Below are 20,431 nucleotides of genomic sequence, written 5' to 3'. Positions count from 1 at the left end.
GGAGCGCCCGGCGGAACACGGCAACGCGACGCCGCCGGGCTCGGTAGACTTTTGCTCCTCTGTCTCACCGAATCTCGGGAGAAAACACTCACGTGACTGGTTCACCCACCGCTGCCGCATCTCCCCCACCGGATGTCGCGGCCGAGGTCGCTCAGGAGCAGGCGCATGTCGACCTCGTACATGCCGAATTAGCCAAGGCAAGCGCGCGCACTCACGCCGTCGAAGCCGAGGGCCAGCAGCACGGTCGCCACGAACGGACCGGCGATATCCAGCAGGATGAAGCAGCAGCCGGGCTGTTTATGCGGGATGCCTTGTTGTACAGCGCGGGACGCCGCCGCGCCACCCTGGACCAGCAATACGAAGGCCTCGTCTTCGGGCGCCTCGATCTCGATCATTCCGGGTCCGGCGGCCATGGACCCAAAGACCAGCACGAAGTGCGCTATGTCGGACGGCTCGGAGTGCGGGACGACGACTACGAACCGCTCGTCATCGATTGGCGCGCCCCTGCTGCGTCTGCTTTTTATCAGGCCACTCCGGTCGAGCCGATGGATGTCGTACGCCGCCGCGTGCTGCGCTCGCGCGACACCACCGTCCTTGGGGTCGAAGACGACCTCATGGTCGCTGAACCTCCCGACGGCATGGTGGTGGTCGGCGACGGCGCCCTCATGGCGGCGTTGACGCGCAGTCGCGGGGGTCAGATGCGCGACATCGTTGCCACGATTCAGCGCCATCAGGACGAGGCCATCCGCGCCGATTCGCGTGGCGTCACCGAGATCACCGGTGGACCAGGAACCGGCAAGACGGTGGTGGCACTGCACCGCGCGGCGTACCTGCTCTACAGCGACCGCCGGCGCTATGAATCTGGCGGCATCCTGGTGGTCGGCCCGTCGGCGGCCTATACCGCCTACATCGAACGGGTGCTGCCCAGCCTCGGCGAAGACAGCGTGACCCTGCGCTCGCTGGGCGACGTGGTGGAAGGCATCACGGCGATGCGGCTCGACCCACCGCCCGCGGCGCGGATCAAGGGCAGCGTGAAGATTCGCCGGGTCCTGGCAGCTGCGGCGCGCGACGTGCCGCCGGAGGCGCCGACCGTTCTGCGCACCATGGTGGCTGGCCATCCGGTGCACCTCACGGGCGACACCTTGGGCACGATCCGCCGCCAAGTCCTTCGGCACCAGCAACACAACCGCGCCGCGGCCAAGGCAGCAGACCTGCTCGCCGAGGCGGCGTGGAAGCAGGTCCGACCGCACATCGGCACGATGGAAAAATCGGACTTCCTGGATCGCTTCCACGATCACCTGGAGGTCGACTCCTTCGTGCGCGCGTGGTGGCGGCCGCTAGACCCGCGCGAGGTGCTGTTGTGGTGTGCGGATGCCGATCGATGCGCCGCCTACACCGCGGGCGTGCTGACCCCTGAACAGGCCGACGTCCTGCGCGACTCCATGGCCGAGGCGCTGCGTACGGGCACCTGGAGTGCCGCAGATGCCGCGCTGATCGATGACTTGTCCGCGCGGCTGGGGCTGGTGCCGGAGCAGGTCCGGGAAGCCTCGTTCTACCAGGTCGAAGAGCTCGACAGCCTTGCGGAGTATGGCGTGACCGACGTTCAGGTCGCGCGCGAGCGCAGCAGCGCGGTCAGCCCGTCCTACGAGCGCAATCCCGCGGACGCTCGAGCGCGTCTCCTTGCCGGGCGGATCGACCGACGATCCGAATACGCGCACGTCCTGGTCGACGAAGCTCAAGACCTCTCCCCGATGCAATGGCGGATGATCGGCCGACGTGGGCGCTACGGCTCCTGGACCGTGGTCGGCGACGCCGCCCAGGCATCCTGGCCGGATCCCGAGGAGGCCAACGCCGCCCGAGAGGAGGCGTTCGGAAGCAAGAAACGCCAGCACTTCCACATGGACACCAACTATCGGAATGCCCGCGAGATCTTCGACTACGCCGCAGAGGTGGTCCGACGCGAGGTGCCCGACGCCGATATCCCCGCAGCGGTCCGCGAAACCGGCCACGAGCCAGAGGTTATCGAGACGCCCGCGGCGGACGTGGTGCAGGCAGCCAGGACAACCAGCAAGGCGCTGCTCGACGAGGTCAACGGCGCGCTGGCCGTGGTCGCACCCGAGAAGTGGCGGGCGGCCCTTGAGTCTCTGACTGAACTCGCCCCCGGGCGGCTTCTCGTCATTGATCCCATGTCGACCAAGGGTCTTGAATATGACGCGACCGTGATTGTCGACCCCGCTGAGATCACCCGTGAATCGCCCGGTGGCATCCGCGTTCTGTACGTCGCGCTCACCCGAGCCGCACACCGCATGTCTGTGATTGAGGTTGCCCACCATGAGTGAACCATCCAACGCCCACGCCAGTCCCGAGCCGACCTCAGGCGAAGTCGACGCTCAACTCCTCGCGTTCCGGCAGTCGATCGACAACATCGACGCGGCGTTGATTCACCTGTTGGCCGAGCGCTTCAAGGTCACCCAAGCCGTTGGACGCTACAAGGCCGAGCACGACCTCCCGCCCGCCGATCCGGCGCGGGAGGACCGGCAGATCGAGCGGCTGCGGCAGTTGGCGACGGCATCTCAGCTCGACCCGGAGTTCAGCGAGAAGTTCCTGCGCTTCGTGATTGACGAAGTGATCCACCACCACGAGCAGATCCGCGACGAGGCCTAGTGGGCGCGGATCTGCCTCCCGGCTACACGCTGCATGCTGGGCCGCCGACCGTCGACGACTTCATCCGATTGCGTCGTGATGCTGGGCTCACTCCACCCAGCAGGGAGCAAGCCGAGCTCGGCATCAACGGAGCCTGGTATGCCGTCCACGTGCTGCACACCGAGTCCACCACGACGGTGGCGATGGGCCGAGTCCTCGGTGATGGCGGCACCGCGTTTCATGTGACCGACATGGCGGTCGACCCCGCGCACCAGCGCCGGGGCCTAGGCGATGCGATCCTGACGGCGCTGATGGGCGAACTACGCGCCAAGGCACCGAGCGGGGCCTACATCAGCCTGATGGCCGATCCCCCTGGTCAAGGCTTATACCTGCGCCACGGCTTCGTACGCTCCACACCAACCGAGGGCATGAGCCTACGTTTGGGTCACACTTGACCCATGACCCTCTCAGCCAAGGCCACCACCCTCCTCGACCTGCACCACCGCGACGCGCCGGTGGTCCTCCCCAATGTCTGGGACGCCTGGTCAGCCACCGTTGTCGCCGCCGCCGGCTTTCCCGCTCTCTCCATCGGTAGCCACCCGCTTGCGGACTCCCGTGGCCAGGGCGACGGCGAAGCGATGACGCTGGACGACGCGATGGATGGCGTCCGCCGGATCTGCGGTGCGGTGGATGTGCCAGTGACCGCCGATCTCGAAAGCGGTTATGGCGCAACACCTTCCGAGCTCATTGATCGGCTGCTGGAGGCTGGCGGCGTCGGGCTTAATGTCGAGGACACGGTCCACTCTGAGGGCGGACGACTGCGCTCGGTGGCGGAACACGCCGACTATATTGGCGGGCTGCGCGCGGCGGCTGACAAAGCCGGGGTCGACGTGGTCGTCAATGCCCGCACCGACGTCTTCCTCAAGCACGACGTGGCTGACCCACTCGCTGAGGGAATCGAGCGGATGCGGGCGTGCCAAGACGCGGGCGCCCGGTGTCTCTACCCGGTCGGCATCCCCGATGCGAACAGCCTGCAATCGCTGCTGGCCGAGGTCACGCTGCCGGTCAACGTCATTGCCGACCCGGTCGACGGTTCCGCGGCCGGCTCCCTCCAGGACCTCGGCGCGATGGGTGTGCGCCGGGTGACCTTTGGACCGCTCCTGATGAAGCAACTGGCTCCCCGGCTCACCGACCTGGTTAGGCCCTGGCGCTGATTCGTTCAAGACGGCCATCCGATCGATGGTTCAGGCTGAACCCATGAGTCAACGCGCTGACACCAACATCTGGCCCCTACTCACCTCGTCCGATGCCCTGGCGCTACGAGCGTGGCTAGCCGGCCTGGGGTTCGAAGAGGGCGTCTGCGTCCCCGGCGACCAGGAAGACTCGGTGATGCACTCGGAGATGCTCTGGCCCGATGGTGGTCGGCTCATGGTGTGCACTGCCGCCGACACGAATGGCCACCTCAAGCCCCCAGGGCAGGCCGGGTGTTATGTCGTGCTCCGAGACGTCGAGGCGGTGCACGCGCGCGCCCTGGCGATCGGCGCCGAAATCACCCGTCCGCTCGAGAACGCCTCGTCCTATGAATCGCGTGGTTTCAGCCTGCGCACCCCAGAAGGCCACAGCATCTCGTTCGGCACGTACGCGGGCTAATCCGGGCGTACCGTGAGGATGTGATCCGTCCGCTGCCGCAGGCGCTCGCGTCTTATGTCACTGAGTGCTTCGGTTACCGAGCCGAGGGCGTACCGAAGTATGACCACATTGGCCTGCCGGGACCGACTGTGGTGGTCGTGATTGACCTCGCCGACTGTGTGCGAGTGAGTGGGTTGGGCAACGCGGCCCGACGCGATTCGGGGTGAGCGTCGCCGGGTTGCACACGGAGTGATGCTGTATCTCTCACCGCTGGGTGCCCGCGTCCTCCTCGGGCTCCCCGAGGCCGGACTCGCCGGCCAAGTCGTCGAGTTCGACGGTCTGGGTGGCACTGAGGCGCTCCGCCTCCGTGAACAAATGGTGGAAGCGGGCGATGAAGATCGTCGGGCGCTTCTCCACGCTTGGCTGCTCCGACGACTTCCCAACATCGCCCTGATTCGGTGGGGCTCACGGCCTGGGACAACGTCATGGCCGGCGCGGCCTCCCGCGTGACCGACCTCGAAGTCGGCACTGGGTGGTCGCAGCGTCGCCTGCACGGCGAATTGCACAAAGAACTCGGGCACTCCCCTCGAATGCTCTTGTCTCTCAAGCGATTTTCATCCACCGTCGAAGAGGTGCGTGCCGCACGTCCACTGGCCGCCGTGGCCGCCGCACACGGCTATAGCGACCAAGCTCACCTCACCCGTGAATGGCGACGATTCGCTGGCCTGTCGCCGACCTCCTGGCGCCGCCACGAGCGGCGCGCGTAGCCGTTCTAGGCCGGTGGCAAGCAGCCGAGTCGGTGGCCGAACGCCGAGCGGGCCCGCGGAAGGTTCCCTCCACAAGCCCGCTCGGTGTCAGAACTACTTATCAGGTCGTGCGCGGGGTGTCGCCGTCTCGGCGGCCCTCAGCGTCTGAGGGCTGCTGGTCGACGTCAACCTCCTCGTGGCGTACGTCGGCCTCGACGGCCTGCTCGCCAGTGACGGTCGTGGTCCGCAGACCGACACGCTCCCGGTCGACGACCTCCTTCTCCACCACGGCCCGCTCCTCGCTGAGGGTGACGGACACTTCTTCCTCGCCGAGCTCACCGTCGGTGACGTGGTGACCTTCGATCGGCTCACGAATCACCTCGACCTCTTCCCGCTCCACCGGAACAGTGATCGTCTGGTGCTCGGTCACGACGTACTTGCGCAGGCGTGCCTGACCGGTTTGAACGCGCTCCTTGCCTACCTTCAATTCCTCGCCACGAAGCGTCACGGAGGCATCATCGCCAGCGCCTTCGCGGGTGGCCTGGCCAGCAACGCCGCTGCGGTCATCGGCCGCACCAGGCGCAGCGGTTCCGGCGGTCTGGCCCCGACCAGCAGCGTCGTCACCGACGGCGCCCTCACGTGCGCGGTCGTCCGCACCAAGGGCAGCGGAGTCACCAGGGGTGCCGACGGCACCAGGGGTACCAGCGGCATCTGCGGTGCCATCGGTCCCGACAGTCGCGTTCCGGTCAGCGTCGCCGTCACGGCGGTCCCCCGCGGCTAGGCCGGCCTCGTCGGAGTGACCGGGCGCTCCGCCCGCGCCCTGGCCCGTGGCGGAGCCATCCAACTGGTAGTAGCGATAGATCTCGTCCTGCTGGTTCTCTTCCAGGTGACCCTCGGCGTCAATGCTCGGGGCATCCTTGACGTAGTCCTTGGTGTAGGGAACCTGAACTCCGTCAGCTCCTGAACGCGCTGCGCCCAGTGGCACAAAAGTCTCTTTGGTCCCGAACAGTCCCGTCTTGACCGTTGCAAAAGTGGGCTCATTGGTGCGGTCGTCCAAGTAAACCTGGCCAATCGAACCGATCTTGCTGCCGTCCTGGTCAATCAGGTCAGCGCCGTGCAACGAGGCAACATCAAGCGTCATGGTGTCCGTTCCCTTCTCATCTGTACAGCACGGTCCGAAGATCGCACGCGGCCACAGTCTGCGGCCATGACTAAACGCTATTACGGGTCGATGGCGACGATCTGGGGCATATCTCGCCTGTCAAGCGTCGAAAGCCCGCACCTCACGGCTGCGCGTAGGTCGCAGATCCCCCTATTTGCAAGGAATTTTGACCAGCCTCGCCTTCAGCGAGCAATGGCAAGGCTCCGCGGTCGAAGACTTCCTGGCGACGAGTGTGCGCGACTTTCGCGCACACTCTTGCCTTTTCCCCTCGGCGCGTGTTTTGGTGAAAGTTTGCCTATATGGGGCATCATCGTCTCCTGAGCATTCACCGAGCCCATCACCATTCGCCGACCGCCAGGGGACGCCTCGATGCTGACAAACCTCCAGACGCTCCGCAGTTTCGTCACGCTCGTACGGGCTGGATCGATCCACCGAGCGGCCCGGCGGTTGCACTACTCCCCCTCGACGGTGCGCGCGCATGTACGCGACTTGGAGCATCAACTACGAGTCACACTGGTCGACCGGAAGCGGCCGGACCAACTGCTCACGCCCGAGGCCGAGGAACTCGCACCCAAGATGTTTCGTGCGGTCGAGAGCATCGCTGCCCTCGAGGAGCATGCGGCGAGCACGGCCGAGCAGAGCCCTGCCACCCCGGCCGCACGTCGACCGGACCACTCGTCACCGTAGCGAGAGCAGCCCTCGAAGGCGCTCTGGCCCAATGGCAAGAAGCAGGGTCGGCAACCGCGGCCCGGTCTCCTTGTCGATGAGCAACGTGTACAGCAGCTTAAAGAACTCGCGCTGCCGTGCTCCGAGAGCGGCAGCCGTCTCTGGGTCGGCCTTGCGGTCGGGCCGAAAGTCGGCGGCCTTACCTTGCAGCACCTTCGGTACGCCATAGACCTGATGGCTCAGACCATCGATCGACCACGCGTCCTCGATCCGCGTCAGATCATCGCTGTTGCCGTCGAGAAGCAGGGTTAACGCATGCGACGATTCGTCCGAAAGTCCTTGCAGCGCTGCACGATTCGGCTCCGCACGAACGACCGTACGATCATCTTCGGGCATCTGCTCGGCCACCCAGGCCTGAGCCCGATCTAGCCGTGGACGCAGCACCTCCAGGCCGCTCACGGGGGTTCTCGGGTCGACCTCAGTCAGGATTCGCTGCGCCTGAGCATCGTCACCCGTGGTGATGTCGAGAACCGAGGCAATCGTGCGGTAGGGCAATGTCACAGGTGTCTGCGGCAGTTCCCCGGCGGCGGTTGAGGTGGCCCGGGCCAGCGCGGCGATGTCGCCCGGTTGACCCTTTTCGCCAGAAACCTTGCGCAGCAAGCCATCCCACTCGTCGTACATCCGCTGAATCTCGGAGTCGAGGGCGACGTCGAACGCCTGGTTGGGCTTCTTGCGGGCATACAACCAGCGCAGCAGCGGCGGTTCCATGTAGCGCAACGCCATGCTTGGGGTCGGCACGCCACCCTTAGATGAGGACATCTTGGCCATGCCCCGAATGCCCACGAAGGCGTACATCGGACCGAGCGGCCGTTCCCATCCAAACAGCGGGACGATCTCCTTGCCGACCACGAATGAGCTGCCCGGGCTTTGGTGATCGACGCCGGACGGCTCGAACACCACCTGCTCGTAGGCCCAGCGCATCGGCCAGTCGACCTTCCACACCAACTTGCCGTGGTGGAAGTCGCGCAACAGCACCGTTTCGGTATGCCCGCAACGGCAGGTATAGGTCAGCTCCGTCGAATCGTCGTCGTAACCAGTGACCGTCGTGAAGTCGGTGCCGCATTGGCTGCAGTAGGGCTTGTACGGGTAGTAGTTACCGTCTCCTGAACCGTCGTCTTCCCCAGCCGCGCCCGAACCTTCGGCTGCGGCTTCAGCGGCCGCCTGCTGGTCGGCGTCGAGCTTCTGATCTTTCTTGGGCTGCGCCTTGGCGAGGGTGCGGTACTGGTCCAGCACCTTGTCGATCTGACCGCGGTGGCCCATTGCAAACAGCACCTGGTCGACATAGTCGCCGGCGGTGTACTTCTCGGTCTGGCTAATGCCGCGGTACTCCACCCCAAGGTCGTCGAGCGCGACTTCGAGCTCGCTGCGGAAATGCTCGGCCCAGGACGTCGCGGCCGAACCGCTGGGCGGCGGAACCGACGTCAACGGCTTGCCGATGTGCTGCTCCCAGGACTCGTCGACCCCCTCAATTCCCTTGGGAACTTTGCGAAAACGGTCGAAGTCGTCCCAGGAGATGAGGTGCTCGGCGTCGTGTCCGCGGCGCCGGATCTCGTCGCACACCAGGTGCGGGACCATCACCTCCCGCAGGTTGCCAAGGTGGATCGGCCCCGACGGGCTGATGCCGGAGGCGCACACCGGTTTTGTCCCACGCCGTTTCGCTTCTGCGATCACGTCATCGGCAAGGCGCGCTACCCAGTCATCCAGCTGCACTTCAGTCACGGGAGTCGATTCTACGGTCCGGCCGGGTGAACTCCTGCCGCAGACCATCGAGCGCGATGCGGTCGTCCGCGGTACCGGCATGTGAGTCTCGAAACCGGTCGGTGTATTGCCCGATCTCATCGAGTCGCCAGGCAAGATCGAACAGTTCCTGATTGATGGGGTCCAGCGCATGGGGATAGAAACGTTGCCGCCGCTGATCTGTTCTCGAGGCAAGGTCCATCAGATCACGCTCACGAGGCGCAGTCCGCGCCGACTCCCAATCGACCCAGCGGCGCCCCTTCGACGTGAGCAGTTGGTTGTGCGGGCCTGGCTCACCATGGGTGAGCACCCACTCGTTTCGATGGGCCATCGCGTGATCCGCGCACTTCGCGTAGCGCTGTCGCCAGTTCGTCAGGTCATCCAGATGCGTCCGGACGAGGGCGCGTACTTCCTCTCCGTATGGCCCGCCGTCCCAGCGGCTCGCGACCAAGTCCGGGAGATCGTCCAGCACGCGATGGGACGGATAGTTGGGATCCCATACCGGCAAGCCCGGCGGAATGGGCACGGCGTGCAGGTCGGCGAGGAAGCGAGCAGTCGACACGGCAGTGTCGCTGTCGAGACTGTCACCGCCCGGCCTACTACCGTCCGTCCACGAAGTCACTGAGAGCGCGAATTCTCCTGTCCGCCAACACATGTGCCCAGATCGATTCGGGAGGCAAGCCACGACGGGGTGCGTCTCACTCAAACCACGGGCGATGGCATACACCCGCTCCAGCTCGGCGAGCCGGTCCGCAGACTCCAACCGATCCGCCGTAATGAACCACCGCCGGATGCCCCCGGAGTCCTCAGCGCCCCAGTGCCACGCGCCAAATCCCCACGGCAGGTGCTCGACCCGGTGAATGTCGAACCCCCACGCCGCACGGACTTGCCGGAAGACGAGGTCTTCCGGCAAGTCAGCGGGCGCGATACGCATGGTTCAGACGCTAGATGTCGGCCCGCCCGAACTCCATCGAGATTCGCGCGTTCTCGTCACGCAGGCATGTCCGTCTCGGTCGAGTCCACTCCTGGGCGAGCCTTCTTCCACTCGCCACGAGTGAAGTCCGGCACCTTGACGGCCTTCTGCTTCTTCAGCGACTGCACCGACAACGGCACCGGTGAGCACCACGCCGCGGAGTCATACACATCCCAGTCAGGCACCTGCCCCGTACGCATCTGCTGCACGATGCGCCAGCACATGATGTAGTCCATGCCGCCATGGCCACCGTTCGCTGCGGCGTCGTCGCCCACCTTGCGCCACAACCAGTGCTCCCACTTTTCGCCGAACGGCTTGAAGTCCTTCCACGCGTGCCCGGAGTGCTCCGGCTCGAGGTAAACCCGGCTCGGATAGTCCTCGATGATCCCGAGGCTGCCCTCCAGCGTGTTGATCCGGCTGTACGGCATCGGGGAGGACACCGCGTGCTCGGCCCGGATCATCTTGCCCTGCTGCGTGTTGATCATGCAGGTGATGCGATCGCCATTGATGTAGTTCTCATTCCAACTCTTGTGCCCCTTCGGCACGTGGCGTTCACGATATTCGGCCAGGCCTTTGGCCGGGCTCGCCGTGGCCTCGAGCGTGAGGTAACGGTCGCCGCGGTTGATGTCCATACAGTTGGAGATCGGCGCCAGGCCGTGCATCGCGTAGAACGATGCCGTGGACCGGGTGTGCCAGAGGCGGCGCCACGAATCGGTGTAGTACGTGTCGCTGAAAAGCAGTTCGCGCAGGTCGTGGAGGTAGCCGCCCGCGCCACTGGTGATATCGCCGAGCAAACCGGCGTGCGCCATCCGGATCATCGCGGTCTCGTTGCGGTCGTAGTTGCAGTTCTCCATCAGGAGCAGGTGTTTCTTCGTCCGCTCGGAGATATCGACCAATGACCACAGTTCATGCAACTCGGTGGCGATCGGCAATTCGACACCAACGTGCTTGCCGTGCTCAAGGCCCGCACGCGCCTGCTCGAAGTGGAACTCCCAAGGGCTGGCGATGTAGACGAAGTCGACGTCGTCCCGCTTGACCAGGTTGAGATAGGAAGCCTGGCTTCCGCCCAGCACCGCCGGACGCTTGTGCCCCTCCTTCTCCAGCGCTGCGGCGACCTTGCGGCTGCGATCTTTACGGATGTCGCACACCGCGGTCACGGTGCAGCCCGGGACTGCGGCCCAGAGCGGCGCCATCGAGGCACCGCGGTTTCCCAGTCCGATGACGCCGACGCGTACCGCGTCGTGGCGCTCATACGGCACCCCAATCATCGAGCGTTGACCCTTTCGCCGCGAGGGCCCTTCACTCTCGTCGGCCTCGGCGCGCCGGGCAAAGGTGAACGCGGCTCCTGCGGCTGCCGCTCCTCCCAGCAGGGTCCGTCGTGAGGCGGTCCCGACGTGCTGTTGCGTGCTGTCCATGTGCTGACTCCTTCGCCACGAGGCGATTCAGGGATGATCGAACCTGCTCAGTATCACTAACAATTGATCATGTTTGGGCGTGACGAGGTGAAGAATTTCTGATCAGCCCGGAACAGCAGAGCGCGCCCGCACGGCGTGAGCCGTGCGGGCGCGCTTGAGCGTCGCTGTTGTCCCCTCAGCCGTTCAGCAGGTCATGCCTCACGATCACTTCGGCCCGGCCGGGGCCGACTCCGATCACCGAGATCCGCGCACCGATCTGCTGCTCGACGAACTCGACGTAGCGACGGGCGTTTTCGGGCAGGTCGTCGTAGGTCCGGCATTCTGAAATGTCCTCCCACCAGCCATCGAGCTCTTCATAGATCGGGCTGGCGTGGTGGTAATCAGATTGATTGACGGGCATTTCGTCGTACCGAACGCCGTCGATGTCGTACGCCACACACACCGGCACCTTGTCGAGTCCACCCAGGATGTCCAGTTTGGTGAGCACGTAGTCGGTCGTGCCGTTGATGCGGGTCGCGTACCGCCCGACGACGGTGTCCAACCAGCCGCATCGACGCGGACGGCCGGTCGTGACACCGAACTCGGCGCCGGTCTTGCGCAGGAACTCACCCTTGTCGTCATTGAGCTCGGTCGGGAACGGCCCCTCACCCACGCGGGTGGAATACGCCTTCAGGATCGTGATGACCCGATCGATCCGGGTCGGTGGGACCCCAGAACCAGTGCAGGCCCCGCCTGCGGTGGCGTTCGAGGAGGTGACATAGGGATAGGTGCCGTGATCGACGTCGAGCAAGGTTGCCTGGCCGGCCTCGAACAGCACGACCTTGTCGTCATCGAGTGCCTTGCCCAGTTCAAGGGACGTGTCGGCCACCATCGGGCGCAGCCGCTCGGCATAGCCCAGCAACTCCTGCACGATGTCGTCGGCATCAATCGCGCGACGGTTATACATCTTGAGCAGCATCTGGTTTTTCACGTCGAGCGCGGCCTCGACCTTCTGCCGCAGGATGGACTCGTCGTAGAGGTCCTGAATACGGATGCCAACCCGATTCATCTTGTCCGAGTACGCAGGCCCGATCCCGCGACCCGTCGTACCGATCTTGCGATTGCCCAGGAACCGCTCGGTCACCTTGTCCATGGTGGTGTGATAGCTCGTGATGACGTGAGCGCTGGCGCTCAACCGCAACTTCGAGGTATCGACGCCGCGAGCTTCTAGCCCGTCCAGCTCCTCGAAGAGCACCCCGATATCGACGACGACGCCATTGCCGATGACCGGGATGACGTCGGGACTCAGGATTCCGCTCGGCAGCAGGTGCAGCGCATACTTCTCAGCGTTGTCACCGCTGCCGATGACGACCGTGTGACCAGCGTTGTTACCGCCGTTGAACTTGACGACATAGTCGACGCGGTCGCCGAGCAGATCGGTCGCCTTACCCTTGCCCTCATCGCCCCATTGGGCCCCCACGAGCACGATCGCTGGCATCCGTCGTTCCTTTGTCTTGGCGGTGAAGAACCGGCGACAGTCTCGCAGACCACTCCGGTCCCTTACTGCGTTAGGTGCCCTTGACTGGGAAATTTCCCAGTCAAGGGCACCTAACGCAGTTCGTTCCGCTCGGGCTCGCGCACGGCGGGAAGGCAAACCAGCGCCAGGAGAACGGCCGCGCCCACCACGAGCAGGGCCCGCAGAATGCCGTAGTGGTCGCCCAGGAAGCCCAGGAGCGGCGGCCCTGCGAGGAACGCCGTGTAGCCAATCGTGGAGACCACCGCCACTCGCGCTGGCGCGCGCTCCGGATCGTCGGCGGCGGCACTCATCCCGACCGGGAATCCCAACGAAACACCGACTCCCCACACCGCAACTCCGGCGTACGCAATCGCCGTCGTCCCAAATACCACCATCAGCGAGCCCACGACCGCACCGCCAAAGGCGATGCGCAGCACCGGAACCCGCCCGTACCTGTCCAGCAACGAGGTGCCGATCAGTCGCCCAGCGGTCATGAAACTCAGGAACATCGCAAAGGCGAGGGTGCCCGCCCAGACCGGAACGTCATGCCCGGAGACAAACGCTTCGGCAATCCAGTCGTTCGCCGTGCCTTCGGTGAACGCCGCGACCATCGTGACCACGCCGATGAGCAGCGTGCGGCGTTCGCCCCACGCCGAGCGTGCAGTTTTCTTGGGTTGCGGCGCTTCCGACGTCGGTGCGGAATGTTGCGTGACGGACCCAATGGGGCGGACGGTCACCAGGACGGCGAGAGCCATGAGCGCTGACATCACCGTGAGGTGCAGCGCGATAGAAACCCCGGCCGCCGATGCGCCGGCACCGATGAGCGCAGACACGACGGTGCCGCCACTAAATGCCGCGTGGAAATGCGGCATGACAGTGGTGCCCAGTTGCTGCTCCACTTCGGCACCCGCGAGATTCATCGCCGCATCCCATGTCCCGACGCCGAGACCGCCCACCATCAAACCCAGGCCGACGACCCACTGCTCGGCCAATACGCTGACGCCGATTCCGGCCAGGATGATGCCCGCGGCGCCGACCACGGCCGCGCCGGCGATCGCGCGGACGACACCCACCTGGGCGACGATCCATCCCAGCAACGGCATCGCGGCGAGCGCACCGATCGACATGAACAACAACAGCACGCCGAAGCGCGACGTACTGACGTCGAGTTCTCTGATGGATTCAGGGATGCGGGAGGCCCACGTCGCGAACAGTCCGCCGCTTGAGACGAATGCCGCGAAGACGGCGTACTTGGCGCGGCGTACCGCGTCGGGGGTCGCGGTATTCGCGAGTGCAGACATGAAAAGGAGCGCCTATGAACGGGGAGGGTCGGCTCGACGTGTCCAGTCTGCCACCCAACTATCGGCCCCTTGAAGTCACCGGCTCCAGCGGTCCAGTTGCTCAGAGATGGCGCTCGCGGTGGCCGAGTCAGTCACGAGCACGTCGAGCAACCCCGCCTTGGCAGCTCCGATGATGCTGACCGCCTTTGCGGCGCCAACTGCCGCAGCGATCGTGGTCGGGACCGCCCGCAACTGATCGGCACTGATCCGCACCATGCGGTCACTGCCCTCGAACTCGATGGCCTGCCCGTCAACGTCGAAGAAGTTGAGGCACACGTCGCCAACCGATCGCCGCAACTCATCAGCGTGCGTCGGGACATACGTCGAAATCGACGACCGCGCCCCTGGAGGCGCGCCCACTCCGACCAGGGCTACCGTCGCTGCGTCCCAGAGCGCTGTGATCGAGCGGAAGCCAGGGTCCTCACGAAGCGTGCGAATCATGGCCTCGGTCGGCATCGCCGTCGCAAAAATCGGGCGGGCCCGGCCGTAGGCCAACTCGGCGAACGACCGCACCGTTTCGTTTGCCTGATGCCAGGCCTCTGGTTCCGCGACGCCCCCGACTGTCGGAACGATGTCCAGGCCAGGCGGGACGCCAAGCCCACTACGCGTGAGTTTGTAGGTCGTCTCCCCCGAAGCCACAAGCAAGGCATCCCCGGGACGCAGACTGGCGTCCGCCAATGCCTGCTCAACCGAATACCGCAAGCCTTCAATCTCGGCGCCACCCTGGGTTCTGGGTGCGATGTAGACCTGTCGCAGTCCAAGCCGCTCCTGCAACTCGCCCTGCACCCCTGTCTCCGCTGCACGCACCTCGTCCGGATGGCGAATGTCTATGCTCACCAAGCCAATTCGCCGCGCCTCGGCCAGCAGGCGACTCACCGTCGGACGCGACACGGAGAGCGCTTTGGCGATGTCAGCCTGGGTCGCATTGTCGCCGTAATAAAGGCGAGCGGCGCGGTATGCCGTCAGCGGGTCGAAACGACCCGGACCAGTTGGTTCTGGCGTTGACACGGCCACCTCACCTCCTCTATTAGCAGCATCGGCCTGCGGCGAATCTATCCCAACCAACGCGCAGAACATAAGTTCTCATGCTGAACATTCGTTCTTGACAGATGTTCCTTGCTGCGGCACATTGATGTTCTGTGACCGACAACACATCAAGGAGAAGTGCGATGACGACGCTGCCGACGCAGATGCAGGCCGTGGTGGTCCACGGCCCTGAGGACTACCGCCTCGAGACCATCGAGGTTCCCACCCCGGGCCCAGGCGACATGCTGATGCGCGTGGAGGCCGTCGGCGTCTGCGCCAGCGATCTGAAGTGCTACCACGGCGCCGCCAAATTCTGGGGCGACGAGAACCGACCGTCCTGGGCCCAGACCGGCGTCTCCCCTGGTCACGAGATCGTGGGCGAGATTGTCGCCACCGACGAAGAGGCGTCCACCCGCCACGGCCTCGCGCTCGGAGACCGGATTGCCGTCGAACAGATCGTTCCGTGCTGGGAGTGCCGCTACTGCAAGATGGGCGCGTACTGGATGTGTGGACCGCACGACATGTTTGGCTTCCGCAACTTCAGCGGTGCCATGGCCGAATACATGATCGTCCCGGCCCGCGCGTTGCCCCACAAGGTCAGCAAGGACTTGCCGCCGCAGCACGCGGCCTTCGCCGAGCCGCTGTCGTGCTCGTTCCATGCCGTCGAGCGCGCACAGATCACCTTCAACGATGTGGTCGTCATCGCCGGAGCCGGACCGATCGGACTGGGCGCCATCGCCGGCGCCCGCCAAAAGAACCCGCTGAAGATCGTTGCCCTGGACGCAGTGGATTCCAAACTTGAGCTCGCCAAGAAATGCGGTGCCGACGAGGTCATCAACATCACTGCGGGTGATGCCGTCCAGCAGATCAAGGACATGACCGACGGATACGGCGCCGACGTCTATATCGAAGCCACCGGGCACCCGTCCGCGGTCTCGCAGGGCATCAACCTGCTACGCAAGCTCGGCCGATTCGTGGAGTACTCAGTCTTCAAGGACAACGTCACCGTCGACTGGTCGATCATTTCCGACGACAAGGAGCTCGACGTCCTGGGAGCCCATCTCGGACCGCACTGCTGGCCGGCCGCTATCAAGTTGCTGGAGAGCGGCGCCCTTCCGATGGACGAGATCTGCACCCATCAATTCGAACTCGCTGACTTCCAGGCCGCCCTCGACCTGGTCGGCGACTCGGCCGGCGGTTCGGTGAAGGTGTCCATCCTTCCGGGCGGCAACAAGTGAGCGCCGCAGCGGTGGACGCCACCGAGACAAAACTCGACCGGCTCGGCATCCCTTATGTCCTGCGGTGGGGATTCCTCGGAGTCTTGTTGTTCATGACCGGGACAGGCGTGGAGTCCAACTTCCTTGCCCCGCACTTGGAAAGCGTGCTCGATAGCACGGCATCCACCGTGTCGGTCATCGTCGCTTTCTACAGTGGCGCAGTCCTCGTCGCGAGCTATCTGTCGGGAGCCCTCGCAGATCTGTGGGGCCCCCGTCGCGTGATGCTGATGGGGTTCGTGATCTGGATGGTCTTCGAGGTCCTGTTCCTTCTAGCGCTGGGAATGGGCAGCGTGCCGCTGGCCGCCGTGGCTTACTTCCTGCGCGGGTTCGGATTCCCGTTCTTTGCCTTCTCCTTCTTGGTATGGATCAACATCACCGCGCCGGTCGAACGGCGCGCGACCGCCGTTGGATGGTTCTACGTCATGTTCACCGGCGGCCTGCCGACACTCGGCTCGCTGTGGGCGATCGGCGCCATCCCGGCCTTCGGCGGCGGAACCGGCGGCGAGACCGGTGCCATGTGGACCTCGCTGATCCTGGTCACCGCCGGATTCGCCTGTGCCTGGTGGGGAGTTCGCGCCCGCAATGGCTACGGACGCATCGCCCCAGCGGGTGAGACCGACGTCGAAGTCATCACCGCCGGTCTGCGACTGACGGCACGCAATCCCAAGGTGCTCATGGGTTTCCTGGTCCGTCTGATCAATACGGCGCCCGAGTTCGGAATGTTCATCATCCTTCCGACGGTCATCGCGACCGAGCTCGAGTGGGGCCAGTCGCGCTGGCTGACGATGACCGTATGCGTGTACGCCGGCAACATCCTGTTCAACGCCTTCTTCGGCGGAGTCGGAGATCGATTCGGGTGGCGCCAGACCGTCCGCTGGATGGGTGTCGCCGGCTCTGCGGTTGGCCTCCTGCTGTGGTGGTACGTACCGCACCTGGTTCCGGCGGGCTCGACATGGGGATTCGTGGTCTCGGTCATGGCCGGCGTCACCTTCGGCATCATGCTTGCCGGATTCGTTCCGATGGGCGCGATCATGCCGGCGCTCGCCCCGGACCACAAAGGCGCTGCCATGGCGATGTACACCACCGCCGCTGGCGGTGCGACCTTCCTCGGGTCGGCCGTGGTCGCCATCGTGCTCAACATTGCTGACCTCTTCGACGCGTCAAGCTTCGCCGCCAATAGCGCCGTCGTGTGGACCTTTGTCGCGCTCTACAGCGTCGCGTTCGTCATGGTCGGCCAACTGCGCGTACCTGAAGACGAGAAGAAGACCGCCGACCGCCGCGCCCGTGCCGCAGCGGCCCGCTGACTCACCACGACCACAGAGGACATCTCATGACCAAGATCTTCAACGATCCAGCAAGCTTCGCCGAGGACCAACTCGAGGGCTTCGTCTCGCTGTATTCCGATCGTCTGCGCGCGGTCCCCGGCGGAGTGGTGAGCCACCGCACCGACACCGACCAAGTCGGCGTGGTGATCGGGGGAGGCTCCGGGCACTACCCCGCGTTCTGCGGCACCGTCGGACCCGGTTTTGCCACCGGTGCAGTCGTCGGCAACATCTTCACTTCGCCATCGACCGCACAGGCCTACTCGGTGGCCAAAGCCGCCAACCAAGGCAAGGGTGTCGTGTTCTCGTTTGGCAACTATGCCGGCGACAACATGAATTTCGGGCTCGCCGCGCAGCGCCTTCGCGATGAAGGCATCGATACTCGCATCGTCGTGGTGACCGACGACGTGGCATCGGCCGACGAGGTCAGCAAACGTCGAGGAATCGCAGGCGATTTCACGGTCTTCAAGGTGATGGGCGCAGCGTCCGCGGAGGGCCAGGATCTCGACGCTGTCGAGCGTGCGGGAAACCTGGCCAACGACGCGACGCGCAGCCTTGGTGTCGCGTTCTCCGGATGCACCATGCCAGGTTCGACGGACCCGTTGTTCAGCGTTCCCGAGGGCCACCTCGGTCTCGGCTTGGGCATCCACGGAGAGCCTGGCATCAAGGACGTACCGCTCTTGCCAGCAGACGAGCTTGCGGAACTCCTGGTCGATCGGTTGCTGGATAGCGCGCCCACGGTGCTGGGCGGCAAGCCGGTGGGGAAACGTGTCGCACCCATTCTCAACGGTCTCGGAACCACGAAATATGAAGAGCTCTTCTTGCTGTGGGCGCACGTCTCGCGTCGGCTGTTGGACGCCGGCTTCGAGCTTATCGAGCCGGAGGTCGGCGAACTCGTCACCAGCCTGGACATGGGTGGATGTTCCTTGACGCTGATGTGGTTGGACGAGGAACTTGAGCGCTACTGGCGGGCGGATGCCTATACCCCCGCCTATCGCAAGGTCTCCGCTGCGACGGCAGGCCTGCGCGCGGCAAGCAAAGACAACGCTCAGGTCGCGACCGCAGATGACGCCGAGTACCTCGCCACAGACGCCGCCATCGCGCTCGGAGCTCGAGTACGAACCGGCCTCCAGCGCATGCAGAGCACGCTCGTCGAGCATGAGGACGAACTGGCCAGGATTGATGCCATCGCGGGAGACGGCGACCACGGCCGCGGCATGGTCAAGGGAATTCGCGCAGCTGTCGAGGCGGCCTGCGCGCTTCCCGATGGCAGCGGCGCGGCCAGGGTGCTATCGAGCGCCGGTAGGGCGTGGGCCGAGCGCGCCGGGGGCACCTCCGGTGTGCTCTGGGGCAGCGCACTTGAGGCAATGGGACGGTCACTCACAGACGACCGAGAGTCGCACTCCGACAACGATATTGCCGACTCCATCGCAGCCTTCACCGACGCGATCAGCGAGCTCGGACGGGCGGAGGTCGGTGACAAAACGATGCTCGACTCCATGACGCCATTCGTGTCGACCCTGAAGAAGCGAGTTGGCGAAGTCGGATTGGCCCCGGCCTGGGTCGAGGCGGCCGCCGAATCAACCCAAGCGGCCACAGCGACCGCGGATCTTCGACCCAAAGTCGGACGCGCTCGTCCGCTTGCCGAGAAGAGTCTTGGGCACCCCGATGCGGGTGCCACGTCCTTCGCCCTGCTGGTCACCGAGCTCGGCGACTGGCTCACCACCACCGAGGAGACATCGTGAGCAGCCCGTTGCATCTTGTCGTCGGCAGCGACGACGCCGGATTCGACTACAAGGAGATCATCAAGAAGGACCTCGAGGAAGACAACCGAGTCGCCAAGGTGACTGACGTCGGCGTCCGGTCTGATGGGCACGAGGCTTATCCCCACGTAGCCGTACGCGCCGCTCAGTTGGTCGCCGCCGGCAGCGCCGATCGCGCCATCCTGATCTGCGGCACCGGCCTCGGTGTAGCCATCAGCGCAAACAAGGTCAACGGCATCCGGGCGGTGACGGCACACGACTCCTTCTCAGTCGAGCGGTCCGTGCTCTCCAACGACGCCCAGATTCTGTGCATGGGGCAACGGGTCATCGGGGTCGAGCTGGCGCGACGGCTCGCCAGCGAGTGGCTCAGCTACACCTTCGACAGCGAAGGTCGCTCGGCTGACAAGGTGGAGGCGATCAAGAGCTATGGCTGAGCACATCCGAACCGAAGAGAGTCGGGTCGCGTTGGTGACCGGCGGCGCCAACGGCATCGGCGCCGCCGTGGCCGAGGCGCTCTGCGCCGCAGGCATTCACGTGGTCGTCGCCGACCGAGACAACGAGGCCGCCCAGGCCCAGGCTGCCCGCCTCCCCGACGCTCGAGCCCTCAGCCTCGACGTCGTCGACGCCGCGCAGGTGCATTCAGCCGTTGGTGGGCTGGAGCGTCTAGACATCGTCGTGAACAGCGCCGGAATCGCCCTCCTGGACGAGGCAAAATCGTTGTCCGCCGAGACATTTCGCGCCACGCTAGAAGTCAACCTGACGGGAGCGTTCCTCGTAGCCCAGGCGGCATATCCGCTGCTGGCGCAGCGCGGTGGACGCATCGTCACGCTCGCTTCGCAGGCGGCACACGTCGGACTCGATCAGCACGCCGCATACTGCGCTTCCAAGGCGGGCGTCCTCGGACTGACTCGCGCTCTGGCTCTGGAGTGGGGACGTGACGGAATCACGGTCAACACCGTCTCGCCGACGGTCGTGCTCACCGAGCTAGGCCGCGCCGCGTGGGACAACCCCGCTGGGGAGGCACACCGCGAGCAGATCCCGACCGGCCGCTTCGCCGAACCGCACGAGATCGCCGCCTCCGTGCTCTACCTGTGCTCACCGGAGGCAGCAATGGTCAACGGCGCCGACCTCCGCGTCGACGGAGGTTTCACAGCCGTCTGAACTGGTCTGCACCAAC

21 protein-coding genes are annotated in these 20,431 nt (G+C 65.1%); 13 read left to right on the top strand and 8 right to left on the bottom strand.

The genetic code is table 11. The annotated features are described in order from the left end of the window. Window positions 1-92 precede the first annotated feature (92 nt). Genes F562_RS0116070 through F562_RS0116045 form a run of 6 tightly spaced genes read left to right on the top strand, consistent with a single transcriptional unit; the run spans window position 93 to window position 4,499 of the window. Window positions 93-2,339 (top strand): HelD family protein, encoded by a 2,247-nt coding sequence (locus F562_RS0116070; RefSeq protein ID WP_018158001.1) that lies wholly within the window; start codon window positions 93-95, stop codon window positions 2,337-2,339. After that, the gene (locus F562_RS0116065; protein ID WP_018158000.1) at window positions 2,332-2,664 is read left to right on the top strand and encodes a chorismate mutase; all 333 of its coding nucleotides are present in this window, start codon (window positions 2,332-2,334) and stop codon (window positions 2,662-2,664) included. The genes F562_RS0116070 and F562_RS0116065 overlap by 8 nt, the downstream gene beginning before the upstream one ends. Beyond that, on the top strand, window positions 2,664-3,098 hold the full coding sequence (locus tag F562_RS0116060) for a GNAT family N-acetyltransferase (RefSeq protein WP_018157999.1): 435 nt from the start codon (window positions 2,664-2,666) through the stop codon (window positions 3,096-3,098). Before F562_RS0116065 ends, F562_RS0116060 begins: the two co-directional genes overlap by 1 nt. 3 nt (window positions 3,099-3,101) lie before the next feature. Continuing rightward, window positions 3,102-3,857: an isocitrate lyase/PEP mutase family protein gene (locus F562_RS0116055; protein WP_018157998.1), complete on the top strand. Its 756-nt coding sequence runs from the start codon at window positions 3,102-3,104 to the stop codon at window positions 3,855-3,857. Between the two features lie 43 nt (window positions 3,858-3,900). After that, entirely contained in the window at window positions 3,901-4,293 is a 393-nt protein-coding gene (locus F562_RS0116050; RefSeq protein ID WP_026181335.1) for a VOC family protein, read from the top strand. A gap of 20 nt (window positions 4,294-4,313) precedes the next feature. Then, on the top strand, window positions 4,314-4,499 hold the full coding sequence (locus F562_RS0116045; RefSeq protein ID WP_018157996.1) for a hypothetical protein: 186 nt from the start codon (window positions 4,314-4,316) through the stop codon (window positions 4,497-4,499). Between the two features lie 37 nt (window positions 4,500-4,536). Here the strand turns inward: F562_RS0116045 and F562_RS20845 are convergent, their stop codons facing one another. Next, complete coding sequence (locus F562_RS20845) at window positions 4,537-4,689, bottom strand: hypothetical protein (RefSeq protein WP_018157995.1); 153 nt, start codon at window positions 4,687-4,689, stop codon at window positions 4,537-4,539. Window positions 4,690-4,730: 41 nt separating this feature from the next. On the opposite strand from F562_RS20845, the gene F562_RS0116035 reads away from it, so the two are divergent. Beyond that, on the top strand, window positions 4,731-5,039 hold the full coding sequence (locus F562_RS0116035; RefSeq protein WP_018157994.1) for a helix-turn-helix domain-containing protein: 309 nt from the start codon (window positions 4,731-4,733) through the stop codon (window positions 5,037-5,039). 100 nt (window positions 5,040-5,139) lie between these two features. Here F562_RS0116035 and F562_RS0116030 read toward each other — a convergent pair whose 3' ends face one another. Further along, window positions 5,140-6,159, bottom strand: coding sequence for a DUF2382 domain-containing protein (locus F562_RS0116030; RefSeq protein ID WP_018157993.1), 1,020 nt, complete (start codon window positions 6,157-6,159; stop codon window positions 5,140-5,142). A 390-nt stretch (window positions 6,160-6,549) separates the two neighbouring features. On the opposite strand from F562_RS0116030, the gene F562_RS0116025 reads away from it, so the two are divergent. After that, window positions 6,550-6,867: a helix-turn-helix domain-containing protein gene (locus F562_RS0116025; RefSeq protein ID WP_018157992.1), complete on the top strand. Its 318-nt coding sequence runs from the start codon at window positions 6,550-6,552 to the stop codon at window positions 6,865-6,867. Here F562_RS0116025 and F562_RS0116020 read toward each other — a convergent pair. The 6 genes from F562_RS0116020 to F562_RS0115995 all read right to left on the bottom strand — a co-directional run bounded on the left by F562_RS0116020 (window position 6,859) and on the right by F562_RS0115995 (window position 14,874). Beyond that, the gene (locus F562_RS0116020) at window positions 6,859-8,625 is read right to left on the bottom strand and encodes a lysine--tRNA ligase (protein ID WP_018157991.1); all 1,767 of its coding nucleotides are present in this window, start codon (window positions 8,623-8,625) and stop codon (window positions 6,859-6,861) included. The genes F562_RS0116025 and F562_RS0116020 overlap by 9 nt on opposite strands. Next, complete coding sequence (locus F562_RS19630; RefSeq protein WP_018157990.1) at window positions 8,618-9,577, bottom strand: phosphotransferase family protein; 960 nt, start codon at window positions 9,575-9,577, stop codon at window positions 8,618-8,620. Before F562_RS19630 ends, F562_RS0116020 begins: the two co-directional genes overlap by 8 nt. Window positions 9,578-9,633: 56 nt before the next feature. Beyond that, entirely contained in the window at window positions 9,634-11,031 is a 1,398-nt protein-coding gene (locus F562_RS0116010; RefSeq protein WP_018157989.1) for a Gfo/Idh/MocA family protein, read from the bottom strand. Between the two features lie 175 nt (window positions 11,032-11,206). After that, window positions 11,207-12,508 carry an adenylosuccinate synthase gene (locus F562_RS0116005; protein WP_018157988.1) on the bottom strand — a complete coding sequence of 434 codons (1,302 nt, stop codon included), beginning with the start codon at window positions 12,506-12,508 and terminating at the stop codon, window positions 11,207-11,209. 110 nt (window positions 12,509-12,618) lie between these two features. Then, window positions 12,619-13,827 carry an MFS transporter gene (locus tag F562_RS0116000; protein WP_018157987.1) on the bottom strand — a complete coding sequence of 403 codons (1,209 nt, stop codon included), beginning with the start codon at window positions 13,825-13,827 and terminating at the stop codon, window positions 12,619-12,621. 75 nt (window positions 13,828-13,902) lie between these two features. Then, window positions 13,903-14,874: a sugar-binding transcriptional regulator gene (locus F562_RS0115995; protein WP_211206467.1), complete on the bottom strand. Its 972-nt coding sequence runs from the start codon at window positions 14,872-14,874 to the stop codon at window positions 13,903-13,905. A gap of 161 nt (window positions 14,875-15,035) precedes the next feature. Here F562_RS0115995 and F562_RS0115990 point away from each other — a divergent pair, with 161 nt between their 5' ends. Genes F562_RS0115990 through F562_RS0115970 form a run of 5 tightly spaced genes read left to right on the top strand, consistent with a single transcriptional unit; the run spans window position 15,036 to window position 20,415 of the window. Then, complete coding sequence (locus F562_RS0115990) at window positions 15,036-16,130, top strand: erythritol/L-threitol dehydrogenase (protein WP_018157985.1); 1,095 nt, start codon at window positions 15,036-15,038, stop codon at window positions 16,128-16,130. After that, window positions 16,127-17,473 (top strand): RbtT/DalT/CsbX family MFS transporter, encoded by a 1,347-nt coding sequence (locus tag F562_RS0115985; RefSeq protein ID WP_018157984.1) that lies wholly within the window; start codon window positions 16,127-16,129, stop codon window positions 17,471-17,473. The genes F562_RS0115990 and F562_RS0115985 overlap by 4 nt, the downstream gene beginning before the upstream one ends. 26 nt (window positions 17,474-17,499) lie before the next feature. After that, window positions 17,500-19,236: a dihydroxyacetone kinase family protein gene (locus tag F562_RS0115980; RefSeq protein ID WP_018157983.1), complete on the top strand. Its 1,737-nt coding sequence runs from the start codon at window positions 17,500-17,502 to the stop codon at window positions 19,234-19,236. Next, window positions 19,233-19,688, top strand: coding sequence for a ribose-5-phosphate isomerase (locus F562_RS0115975; protein WP_018157982.1), 456 nt, complete (start codon window positions 19,233-19,235; stop codon window positions 19,686-19,688). The genes F562_RS0115980 and F562_RS0115975 overlap by 4 nt, the downstream gene beginning before the upstream one ends. Then, window positions 19,681-20,415, top strand: a complete 735-nt coding sequence (locus F562_RS0115970; RefSeq protein ID WP_018157981.1) for a GolD/DthD family dehydrogenase — start codon at window positions 19,681-19,683, stop codon at window positions 20,413-20,415. Before F562_RS0115975 ends, F562_RS0115970 begins: the two co-directional genes overlap by 8 nt. The last annotated feature ends 16 nt before the right edge of the window (window positions 20,416-20,431 follow it).

This window comes from Demetria terragena DSM 11295, from assembly GCF_000376825.1.
Classification (GTDB): Bacteria; Actinomycetota; Actinomycetes; order Actinomycetales; family Dermatophilaceae; genus Demetria; species Demetria terragena.
Note: the sequence above shows the minus strand (reverse complement) of the source record. Positions and strands in the feature narration are given on the sequence as shown.

Excerpts from the sequence above, each read along its gene's own strand:
- F562_RS0116065 (WP_018158000.1), top strand. The coding sequence starts at position 2,332 with ATGAGTGAACCATCCAACGCCCACGCCAGTCCCGAGCCGACCTCAGGC.
- F562_RS0116055 (WP_018157998.1), top strand. The coding sequence starts at position 3,102 with ATGACCCTCTCAGCCAAGGCCACCACCCTCCTCGACCTGCACCACCGC.
- F562_RS0116050 (WP_026181335.1), top strand. The coding sequence starts at position 3,901 with ATGAGTCAACGCGCTGACACCAACATCTGGCCCCTACTCACCTCGTCC.
- F562_RS0116030 (WP_018157993.1), bottom strand. The coding sequence starts at position 6,159 with ATGACGCTTGATGTTGCCTCGTTGCACGGCGCTGACCTGATTGACCAG.
- F562_RS0116025 (WP_018157992.1), top strand. The coding sequence starts at position 6,550 with ATGCTGACAAACCTCCAGACGCTCCGCAGTTTCGTCACGCTCGTACGG.
- F562_RS19630 (WP_018157990.1), bottom strand. The coding sequence starts at position 9,577 with ATGCGTATCGCGCCCGCTGACTTGCCGGAAGACCTCGTCTTCCGGCAA.
- F562_RS0116010 (WP_018157989.1), bottom strand. The coding sequence starts at position 11,031 with ATGGACAGCACGCAACAGCACGTCGGGACCGCCTCACGACGGACCCTG.
- F562_RS0116005 (WP_018157988.1), bottom strand. The coding sequence starts at position 12,508 with ATGCCAGCGATCGTGCTCGTGGGGGCCCAATGGGGCGATGAGGGCAAG.
- F562_RS0116000 (WP_018157987.1), bottom strand. The coding sequence starts at position 13,827 with ATGTCTGCACTCGCGAATACCGCGACCCCCGACGCGGTACGCCGCGCC.
- F562_RS0115990 (WP_018157985.1), top strand. The coding sequence starts at position 15,036 with ATGACGACGCTGCCGACGCAGATGCAGGCCGTGGTGGTCCACGGCCCT.
- F562_RS0115980 (WP_018157983.1), top strand. The coding sequence starts at position 17,500 with ATGACCAAGATCTTCAACGATCCAGCAAGCTTCGCCGAGGACCAACTC.
- F562_RS0115970 (WP_018157981.1), top strand. The coding sequence starts at position 19,681 with ATGGCTGAGCACATCCGAACCGAAGAGAGTCGGGTCGCGTTGGTGACC.